The organism is Gemmatimonadota bacterium (assembly GCA_039715185.1).
Lineage (GTDB): Bacteria > Gemmatimonadota > Gemmatimonadetes > Longimicrobiales > RSA9 > DATHRK01.
On sequence record JBDLIA010000110.1, the window covers coordinates 1 to 10,013 of the forward strand.

At 68.4% G+C, this 10,013-nt stretch carries 10 protein-coding genes and 1 pseudogene; 8 read left to right on the forward strand and 3 right to left on the reverse strand.

The features are described 5' to 3' along the window. Nucleotides 1-1,184: tyrosine-type recombinase/integrase (locus ABFS34_14745; protein MEN8376683.1), on the reverse strand; the 1,184-nt coding region annotated here is incomplete at its 3' end. A gap of 195 nt (nt 1,185-1,379) precedes the next feature. Between ABFS34_14745 and sufC the strand changes: the two genes are divergently transcribed. Genes sufC through sufU form a run of 6 tightly spaced genes read left to right on the forward strand, consistent with a single transcriptional unit; the run spans nt 1,380 to nt 6,960 of the window. Then, entirely contained in the window at nt 1,380-2,159 is a 780-nt protein-coding gene (gene sufC / locus ABFS34_14750; GenBank protein ID MEN8376684.1) for a Fe-S cluster assembly ATPase SufC, read from the forward strand. 7 nt (nt 2,160-2,166) lie between these two features. Continuing rightward, complete coding sequence (gene sufB / locus ABFS34_14755) at nt 2,167-3,582, forward strand: Fe-S cluster assembly protein SufB (protein ID MEN8376685.1); 1,416 nt, start codon at nt 2,167-2,169, stop codon at nt 3,580-3,582. Continuing rightward, entirely contained in the window at nt 3,575-4,855 is a 1,281-nt protein-coding gene (gene sufD, locus ABFS34_14760; GenBank protein MEN8376686.1) for a Fe-S cluster assembly protein SufD, read from the forward strand. Before sufB ends, sufD begins: the two co-directional genes overlap by 8 nt. Continuing rightward, nucleotides 4,848-5,171: a non-heme iron oxygenase ferredoxin subunit gene (locus ABFS34_14765; protein ID MEN8376687.1), complete on the forward strand. Its 324-nt coding sequence runs from the start codon at nt 4,848-4,850 to the stop codon at nt 5,169-5,171. The genes sufD and ABFS34_14765 overlap by 8 nt, the downstream gene beginning before the upstream one ends. Beyond that, nucleotides 5,168-6,466 (forward strand): SufS family cysteine desulfurase, encoded by a 1,299-nt coding sequence (locus ABFS34_14770; protein ID MEN8376688.1) that lies wholly within the window; start codon nt 5,168-5,170, stop codon nt 6,464-6,466. The genes ABFS34_14765 and ABFS34_14770 overlap by 4 nt, the downstream gene beginning before the upstream one ends. Continuing rightward, on the forward strand, nt 6,463-6,960 hold the full coding sequence (gene sufU / locus ABFS34_14775; protein ID MEN8376689.1) for a Fe-S cluster assembly sulfur transfer protein SufU: 498 nt from the start codon (nt 6,463-6,465) through the stop codon (nt 6,958-6,960). The genes ABFS34_14770 and sufU overlap by 4 nt, the downstream gene beginning before the upstream one ends. Nucleotides 6,961-7,605: 645 nt before the next feature. On the opposite strand, the pseudogene ABFS34_14780 reads toward sufU, so the two are convergent. Beyond that, nucleotides 7,606-7,758: pseudogene (locus ABFS34_14780) on the reverse strand (IS3 family transposase). 17 nt (nt 7,759-7,775) lie between these two features. Then, entirely contained in the window at nt 7,776-8,756 is a 981-nt protein-coding gene (locus ABFS34_14785) for a hypothetical protein (protein MEN8376690.1), read from the reverse strand. Between the two features lie 359 nt (nt 8,757-9,115). Here ABFS34_14785 and ABFS34_14790 point away from each other — a divergent pair, with 359 nt between their 5' ends. Together ABFS34_14790 and ABFS34_14795 are read left to right on the forward strand one after the other, a co-directional pair. Then, nucleotides 9,116-9,367: a hypothetical protein gene (locus ABFS34_14790; protein MEN8376691.1), complete on the forward strand. Its 252-nt coding sequence runs from the start codon at nt 9,116-9,118 to the stop codon at nt 9,365-9,367. Nucleotides 9,368-9,504: 137 nt separating this feature from the next. Next, the gene (locus tag ABFS34_14795; protein ID MEN8376692.1) at nt 9,505-9,819 is read left to right on the forward strand and encodes a hypothetical protein; all 315 of its coding nucleotides are present in this window, start codon (nt 9,505-9,507) and stop codon (nt 9,817-9,819) included. Nucleotides 9,820-10,013: the final 194 nt, after the last annotated feature.

Below are 10,013 nucleotides of genomic sequence, written 5' to 3' on the forward strand. Positions count from 1 at the left end.
AGGTTGTCGAGGGGGCTCCGAATCGATTCCAGAGCGGTTCGTGCGACGTGAGTGTAGATCTGCGTGGTTCGCGCGCTGCCGTGCCCGAGCAGCTCTTGGATCAAGCGGAGGTTCGTGCCTGCCTCGAGCAGATGGGTGGCGAAGCTGTGACGGAGCGTGTGTGGCGTGACGCGCTTGCGGATGCCGGCGGCGCGCGCGGCACGGGCAACCACCCGCTGCACCGAACGGCTCGTGAGGTGCCGGCCCTTCCGCGCACCCGGGAATAGCCACTCGTCCGCCGCGTAGGCCGCCCGATACGTCTCGATGGCCGCCACCGCGCGGTCGGCCAGGAGGGTTACCCGATCCTTGGCTCCCTTACCCCTGCGGACGCGGATCATGCCGCGGTCCAGCTCCAGGTCGGCCGGCCTGAGCCGGATCAGTTCCCCGACGCGCAGCCCCGCCGAGTAGAGGAGCATCAGCAGCGCCCGGTGCTTGGGATTCCGCGTCTTCTCCAGCAACCGGGCGACTTCCTCGGGGCTCAGGACCTCGGGCAGGCGCCGCTCCTTCTTCGGTCGAGGTATGGCCAGAGCCAGCCTGGGTCGCCCCAGAACGGCCTCGAAGAGGAAGCGCAGGGCGCTCACGACCTGGCTGTGGTAGCTTCGCGAGACCCGGCGGATCTGGATCAGCTCCAGCAAGTATCTCTGAACGAGCGCCTCCGCGTCCGGGTGCGAGAGATCGAGCGGGCCTCGAGTATCCGGATCTTCCCGGCCGCGCGCGTTGCCGTGTCGCGACGACGGGATGCCGTCGCCGCCCGATGATTGAATGGCCACCCAGGTCACGAAGCGCCGAAGGTGTCCCAGGTAGACCCTTCGCGTCCGAGGGCTGTAGCCTCGGAGTAGTAGCTGCTCGCGGGAGCGCTCGAGGAGCTCGTCCGCGGGGTCGGGGGGCTCGGCCGGGCCCGTTTCGGCCGGAACCTCCGACACCAGGACACGTTTCGGGCCGAAACTCGCTCTCAGGACCGCAAGGGCCGCCTCGGGCTCCGGTACCGTCCAAAGGCGGCGGGCGGAGTCCCAGCGCCGGTGGGGAAGCCCCCGGACGACCGCCAGGTCGGCTTCGGTGAAACCCGGTTCCAGCGAGATTTCGATATGCGTCCGTTCGAGCCGCACGCGTACCGTGCAGCGCCCTTGATGTGTCGCATCGGTCATGAACCACTAGGGAGGGTGCCACCGGGGCGGGAGAATGCTGGAGGCGGCCCCGCTCCGCCTTGACCCCACCCCGGTCCTCCCCTACCTTGCTCATTGATACCGAGAATCATTCTTGACAAGGGCTGTGAGGCGAGGGGACGTGGGGGATCTCACCACTGGTGATCCCCCTTCCGTGTCTTCGGCCCGGCGGGAGATATGAGCGCACCACTTTTGAAGATAGAGGGCCTTCACGCGCGCGTGGCCGAGGGCGACGGGACGGAGATCCTGCGCGGCGTGGACCTGGAGATGGGCCACGGCGAGATCCACGCCATCATGGGCCCAAACGGGTCCGGCAAGAGCACGCTGGCCAACGTGCTCAGCGGCCACCCCGGCTACGAGGTCACCGGCGGGTCGGTCGCCTTCAAGGGCGATGACCTGCTGGAGCTGGAGCCCGAGGAGCGCTCTCTGGCGGGCGTCTTCCTGGCGTTCCAGTACCCGGTCGAGATCCCCGGCGTCTCCATCGCCAACTTCCTGCGCACCGCCGTGCAGGCCCGGCACGAGGGAGAGCTGGACATCTTCGACTTCCAGGAGCAGCTCCTGGACCGCATGCGGCTGCTCGAGATGGACCCGACGTTCGCGCAGCGCAGCGTCAACGACGGCTTCAGCGGCGGCGAGAAGAAGCGCAACGAGATCCTCCAACTCGCCATGCTCGAGCCCACCCTGGCGGTCATGGACGAGACCGATTCGGGGCTGGACATCGACGCGCTGAAGGTCGTCGCCTCGGGCATCAACAAGCTCGCCGCCGAGCGCGACGACATGTCGGTGCTGCTGATCACCCACTACCAGCGCATGCTGAACTACATCGAGCCGGACCACGTGCACGTGATGGTGGGGGGCCGCATCGTCCGCTCGGGCGGCCCCGAGCTGGCGCACGAGCTGGAGGCCGGCGGCTACGAGTCCTTCCGCGCGGCCGAGACCGTCGCGGCGGGCGTCTGAGGGAATCATGCCCAAGAACGAGACGCTCCAGGAGCTGGACCTCGACACCTACAAGTACGACTTCGTCACAGACGACAAGCCGGTCTTCAAGGCGCGTCCGGGGCTGGACGAGGACATCGTGCGGCAGATCTCGGCGCACAAGGATGAGCCCGAGTGGATGCTCGACTTCCGGCTCAAGGCGCTGAAGATCTACGAGTCCAAGCCCATGCCCGAGTGGGGCGGCGACCTGACCACGCTGCAGGAGACGCTCGACGAGATCTACTTCTACATCAAGCCGCAGGACCAGATGGAGCGGTCCTGGGACGACGTGCCGCAGGAGATCAAGGACACCTTCGAGAAGCTGGGCATCCCCGAAGCCGAGCGGAAGGCGCTCGCGGGCGTGGGCGCGCAGTACGAGTCGGAGATGGTCTACCACTCGCTCAAGAAGGAGTGGGAGGAGAAGGGCGTGATCTTCGACTCGATCGAGGACGGCCTGAAGAACCACCCGGAGCTCTTCCGCGAGCACTTCGCCACGATCATCCCGCCGGCGGACAACAAGTTCGCGGCGATGAACTCGGCGGTGTGGTCGGGCGGCTCCTTCGTCTACATCCCCAAGGGCGTGAAGGTCGAGATCCCGCTCCAGGCCTACTTCCGCGTCAACGCGGAGCGCATGGGGCAGTTCGAGCGCACGCTGATCATCGTCGACGAGGGCGCCGAGGCGCAGTACATCGAGGGCTGCACCGCTCCGGTCTACTCGACCGAGTCGTTCCACTCCGGCGTGATCGAGATCGTGGTCAAGCCCAACGCGCGCTTCCGCTACGTCACGATCCAGAACTGGTCGCACAACATGTACAACCTCGTGACCCAGCGGGCGCTGGTGCACGAGAACGCCAAGATGGAGTGGCTGGACGGCAACCTGGGCTCCAAGCTCACCATGAAGTACCCGTCCTGCTACCTGGTGGGCGAGGGCGCCAACGGCGAGATCCTGTCGATCGCCTACGCGGGTCCGGGGCAGCACCAGGACACCGGCGGCAAGGTGATCCACGCGGCGCCGCGCACCACCTCGCAGATCGTGTCGAAGTCGATCTCCAGGGGCAGCGGGCGCGCGTCCTACCGCGGGCTGTGCAAGGTCTACGACGGCGCCACCGGCGCGAAGTCGAACGTGGAGTGCGACGCGCTGCTGCTGGACGAGGACGCGCGCACCGACACCTTCCCCTACATCGAGATCGAGGAGGAGAGCGCGAGCATCGGCCACGAGGCCACGGTCTCGAAGATCGGCGACGAGCAGCTCTTCTACCTGATGAGCCGCGGGCTGTCCGGGGACGAGGCCGCCGCGATGATCGTGCGCGGCTTCATCGAGCCGATCGCCAAGCAGCTCCCGCTCGAGTACGCGGTGGAGCTGAACCGGCTCATCGAGCTGGAGATGGAGGGGAGCGTTGGCTGAGGCGGTGGGGGTGCTGGAAGACCGCGACGTGGCGGTCGCCGAGACGCGCGGCCTGGAGGCGCTCGACGTGAGCGAGGTGGAGGCGGCCGCGTCGGGCCAGCCCGACTGGCTGCGCGAGGCGAGGCTGGCGGCGTGGGAGACCTACCTGGCCACGCCCATGCCGACCACGAAGCAGGAGGAGTGGCGCTACACCAAGGTGTCGCAGCTCGGGCTGGACGAGGTGACGTTCGGCGCGGGCGATGAAGGCGCGGCGGTGCGCATTGGTTTCGAGGAGGAGTACGCCGCGAAAGGCGTGATCCTCACCGACCTGGCCACCGCCGCGCGCGAGCAGCCCGAGTTGGTGCGCGAGTACCTGGGCCGCGCGGTATCCGCCGACGCGGGCAAGTTCCAGGCGCTGAACGGCGCGCTGTGGGGCGCGGGCGTGTTCCTTTACGTGCCGCGCGGCGTGCGGCTGGAGCACCCGGTGCGCGTGCGCCGCTCGATCGAGCGGGGCGGAGTCGCGCTGCTGCCGCGCACGCTGATCGTGGCCGAGGAGGGCAGCCAGGTCGCCTACGTGGACGAGTTCGCCTCGTCCGACCTGGACGAACCGGCGCTGTCGATCGGCGCGGTCGAGGTCTTCGCCAAGCAGGCCGCGCAGGTGCAGTACGTGGGGCTGCAGCGCTGGGGGCGGGGCGTCCGGCACTTGTCGCAGCTCCGCACGATCGCCGAGCGCGACGCCAACCTGGACACGCTGGTCGTCAACCTGGGCGCCAGCGTGGCGCGCGTGGACATGGCCGCGAGCCTGGAGGGCCCGGGGGCGCGCAGCGACATGCTGGGCCTCTACTTCGCGCACGACGACCAGCACTTCGACCACAACACGCGCCAGGACCACGTGTCCGACCACGCCACGAGCGACCTGCTCTACAAGGGCGCGCTCTACGACGCGACGCGCTCGATCTTCCGCGGCATCATCAAGGTCTTCCCGGGCGCGCAGCGCACCGACGCGTACCAGACCAACCGCAACCTGCTGCTGTCCGGCAAGGCGCGCGCGGACTCGCTCCCCAACCTGGAGATCGAGGCCGACGACGTGCGCTGCTCGCACGGCGCCACGGTGGGCCAGCTCGACGCCGAGGAGATGTTCTACCTGCGCAGCCGCGGGCTCTCCAAGGAGGAGGCCGAGCGGCTCGTGATCTTCGGCTTCTTCGGCGAGGTGTTGGAGCGGCTCCCGCTGCCCGGGGTGGTAGAGGAGCTGCGCGAGGCGATCTCCCGCAAGATCGGCTGGCACCATGGTTGAGGGGACCGACACCTTCGTCCGCGTCGCGTCGGTCGACCAGATCCCCGAGGGCTCTCTGCTGGCCGTCGAGGCCGAGGGCCACGCCGTCTGCCTGGCCAACGTGGAGGGCACCCTGTACGCGCTCCAGGACAACTGCAGCCACCAGGACTTCGCCCTGTCCGAGGGCGAGCTGGACGGCGGCACCGTGGAGTGCGTGCTGCACGGCGCGCGCTTCGAGGTCGCCAGCGGCCGCGCCTTGGCACTACCCGCGATCCGCCCCGTGAAGACCTACGACGTTAGGGTCGACGGCGACGACGTCCTCGTGGACCTGGGGTGAGCACCGTGCGCGCGGCGCCCGAGACGGACGCGCCCGCGGCCGGCGTCGCGGAGGACGCGCAGAACGCGCTCGCGCTCGACCCGCGCGAGATCGCTCGGGACTTCCCGGCGCTCGACCAGACGGCCCACGGCAAGCCGCTGGTCTACCTGGACACGGCCGCCTCTGCGCAGCGCCCGCGCGCCGTGATCGACTCGATCGTCGACTACTACGAGCACGACAACGCCAACGTGCACCGCGGCATATACGAACTGTCGCTGCGCTCCACAGAGCGCTTCGAGGCCGCCCGCGCCACCATCGCCCGCTTCCTGGGCGCGTCGCTGGCCGCCGAGATCGTGTTCGTGCGCGGCACCACCGAGGGGATCAATCTGGTCGCCTCGGCGTGGGGCGGCGCCAACGTGGGCGAGGGCGACGAGATCGTCCTGTCGGGGCTCGAGCACCACTCGGACATCGTCCCGTGGCAGCTCCTCGCCGAGCGCGTGGGCGCGAAGATCCGCTGGTTCGGCATCGACCAGCAGGGCAGGCTGCGCCTGGACGAGCTGGCCGGGCTGCTAAACGGGCGCACCCGCGTGGTGTGCGTGAACCACATCTCGAACGCCCTCGGCACCATCAACCCGGTCGCCGAGATCGCCGAGATGGCGCACGCGGTGGGCGCCAAGGTCATGGTCGACGGCGCCCAGGGCGCGCCGCACGCGGATGTCGACGTGGGCGCGCTTGGCGTCGACTTCTACGCAATATCGTCGCATAAGATGGGCGGCCCCATGGGTATTGGGGCGCTGTGGGCGCGGCGCGAGCTGCTGGAGGAGATGCCCCCCTACCAGGGCGGCGGCGAGATGATCTCGATCGTGGGTCCGGATTCGTCGACCTGGGCCGAGGTGCCGCACAAGTTCGAGGCGGGCACGCCCAACGTGGCGGGCGCGGTGGGGATGGCGGCGGCCGCCGACTACCTGACCGCGCTAGGCCACGCTCGCATTACGGCCCACGAGACCTCGCTCACCGAGTACGGCCTGGAGGCGCTGGCCGGCGTCGACGGCGTGCGCATGTTCGGCCCCAACCACCCCGCCGAGCGGATCGCCGTGTTCTCCTTCGACACGGAAGGCATCCATCCGCACGACGTCGCCACCATACTGGACAGCGAGGGCGTCGCGGTGCGCGCCGGCCACCACTGCACGCAGCCGCTCATGCGCGCGCTGGACGTGGCCGCCACCACGCGCGCGTCCTGCTGGGTCTACACGAGCACCGACGACATCGACCGCCTGGTCGACGGCCTGAGGGTGGCGCGGAGGCTGTTCGGATGAACGCATCGACCGAGCTGGACGCGATCGACCCCGAAGAGATCGATCGCTCCACCCCGGACGTGGGGCTGCTCTACCAGGAGCTGATCCTGGACCACTTCAAGCGCCCCCGGAACAAGGGCGATCTCGAGGGCGCGAGCCACACCGCCCACCTCAACAACCCCGTGTGCGGCGACGAGATCTTCCTCCAACTGGCCGTCGACGACGACGTCATCCGCGACGTCCGTTTCAGCGGCCGCGGCTGCTCCATCTCGCAGGCCTCCATCTCCATCATGACCGAGATGCTCAAGGGCCGACCCGTGGCCGAGGCCGGCGCCCTCATCGCCCGCTTCAACGACATGATGCACGGCGACCCCGAAGCCGCCCGCGACAAGCAGCTCGGCAACCTGCGCGCGCTGTCGGGCGTGGCGAAGTTTCCGGTGCGCATCAAGTGCGCGCTGCTGGGCTTCGACGCGCTGGGGGAGGCGTTGGGGACGGAGGGGTTGGGGGGGCGGTAAGCGGGGGCTTGGGGCGACGCTGCACGACCTCACCACCAAGTGATCTGAGATGCCCACTGCAGGACGATCCCGCTCCAGGCTGGGAATACCTGCACGTGTGCGTGGATGACGCCTCGCGCGTCGCCTGTGGTTGAGGCCGAACTGACTGACTTGGCATCGCAACGGACGGCCTCGTCAAGGCTCTGGTGCCCTTTGCCACACTCGGGGACAATTATGGTGCGTTTCGTAGGGCTTGTTGAATATGCGACCAGCGGGAGCTGCAATGGGGAATCGTGTGATTCTTGGAGCCCTAACAGGCATTGTTACGGGGATTCTGTTGACGCCTCTAGCGTTCTTTGGGGAACCTGACGGCGGCTACACTATGGGACGTGTGACGGTGAGCGCCTGGGGCCTGTCTATGGGTTATCTTGTTACTGGGTTGTTCGCCGGAGGTGTGGTGGGTGCGGCGAAGCCTGTTATTTCTAGCGCAGGTAGAGCGGGTGCGGTAGGTGCAGCCATAGCAGCGCCGGTCGTTGGAGGCGCGTTCCTATTTACCCAGGAGGGGATGAGCACTACCGAATGGATCATATGGACGTTGGTCATGAGTGTCTTCATTGGGGGTGGTATCGGGGCAGCAATGTACTGGATGCTCGGATTCGGCCAGCGCGGGTCGTAGAGGCCTTCGATGAAGTCGAAGGTTGCCGGCCTCGCTTCGGTTCGGGTCCAGCAACGTCGGCGCTCGCACAGCTCACACTAGAGCGCGGCAAAGAAGCTCTCCCACAGGGCGTTGTCGTAGGCATCGCCGACCGAGCCCATTGAGGTCATCGGCCCCCCCCTCAAAACCGAACGCTCAACCGTACACCCGCCGCCTCTCCACCGTCGGCCACGTAGGGCGCCAACTCGAACCGCGCGGCGTCAGTCCCGGCCCCTCGACCCGTGGCGTTGCCCAACCCAGTCTCGCCGTCCTCCTCTCCACCGAGTAGTAGCCGCAGCCCGAGCGCGGCCGTGAGCGCCCCCACCGCGAAGTTCGCCGTCAGGAACCGGTCGCCGATCTGGGTGTCGCCAAACTCGTCATCGTCGACCGCGATGCCGAGCGCCCCGAGGGCGATCTGGCCGAATCCGATGCCGACCCCGACCTTGCCCGCGGTGCGGCGCGCGTCCCCGTCGTCCGCCGCGAGCAGGCTCCAAGCCATGCTCGCGCCGCTGAACGCTGACGCGGCGATCGTGCCCGCCTCGTAAGCGCGCTGCGCGCCCGTCGTCGAGGACGGCCCGGGGATGTGCCCGTACGTTGGCTGGATCAGCGCCGCCTCCTCCAACGTGAGCCCCGACTTTTCCAGCCATGCCTCCAGCTCCGGGTCGCCTGCCAGCTTGGGGACGCGCACCAGGTTGTTGGTCGACCGCACCCGCTCGACCAGGTCCCACTCCCCCGACATCGCGATCAGATAGCCGACCGCGCAATGCGTCCCGTGCTCATCGACGAAGACCGGTACGCGCTCGCCGGGCACCACGTGATTGTGCGGGAAGACTCCGGTCGCCGCGTAGCGTTCGAGGCGGTCGATGTTCTGGGCGCGGGCGCGCCGTTGAGTAACCGTGAGGTGCGATATGTCGGCCTCGCGGAGGATGCCCCCCACCCGGACGAGGTGGCTGCGAATCCGGGCGATTTCGTCAAGCGGGGCGTGGTGGACATCGCCCGATCCGTCCGCGACGGCGGCGGGTGAGTCCGCGCCGTTCGTGGCCGAGTCGGCCTCGGGCGATTCGGGAAGGGCGATCAGCGCGACGGCGGTCAAAGAGGCGAGAACGGTCAAACGGGCGATCACGGCGGCGCTCCTTGCTGGCGGTGGGCATCGCAGAAGTGACGATCGTGCGGGCGGATTTCTGTCGCGGTTGACAGGGCCACGACACCGGGTTGACCGATCCCGCGGAGATTCTCGCCGAGATCCCGAGCGAGTCGGGACACCGTAACCGACGAGGTCCATCGATGCCGAGATTCCATCGCCCACTCCCGTTGACGGCGGTTGCCGTGCTAACGGCGCTCGTCTCCTCATGCTCGACGCGCCGGCCGATGGGGCCGGAGGCGCCGATCCGGGACACGGCCGTCCGAATCGTGTTCCCCGATCCGCTAGCCGTACCGGCCCCGGAAGGATCCCGAGAGCCCGTCATCCACATCGAGTCGCTGGTGGGCCGAGTGACGGGCGCGACCGACGACTCGGTGCTGGTCGAGGTGTCGAGCGTCCGTACGCTCGAAGGAGGGTCGACCCGGCGACTCAGCGGCCTGACCGTGCCGGTCGCGACGGACGGCGAGGCCGAGATCGAGGTGATCCAGAAGAACGCGACGGGGGTCGATTGGGCGATCGTCGGAGGGCTGACGGCGGCCACTTTGTCGGCCATGCTTTACGCGTTGGCTACGTGGGGGGGCGCGGGCACGTGATGGGAGCGCGATTCATGCCGAAGCTCTGGCCGAGCTACTTGGCGTCCGTTCTACCGGCGATCCCCGCACTCCTAGCGTCCGGATGCGTCGTCGCGCCCCCTGCTCCGGGCGTTGTCGAGCCAGGCGCCGCGATTCGGATGCGCTTCGACGCGGCCGTGGAGGTCGTGGAGGTCGGAGGGCAGACGACAGAGCAGGTGACGCGGCTCATGGGGCGGGTTCGGGAGTTGCGGCCTGATACGATCCTGGTCCTGGTCAACTCTGGCCAACGGGCCAACGGTCGATCGGCGAACGCCTTGGAGGGACTCGTCGTGGCCGTGCCGATGACTCCTGAGCCGGAGATCGAGATCATCGCGGGGGACGCAACGATCTCCGACGCCGCCACCCTGGGGGTGGTCGCAGCCGTGGTAATGGGTGTGATCGTGCTTCTCAACCAGATCTTCGGCGGCACGTAGCCTCCAGGGACCGACGAATCGCCCCACCTCCGTTGCGCCCTCCCGCCCCCTCCACGATTCTCCACCCACCGGGCACCGTCATTGCGCCGCGCGGCCTTCTGACGCCCCGATCCTAGCTCGACCGACCAGCAGGAGCCCGTCATGGAAGCAGGCGCCGCCGAGCCGCGGGCCGCCGGACGCCGCGTCGCCATCGT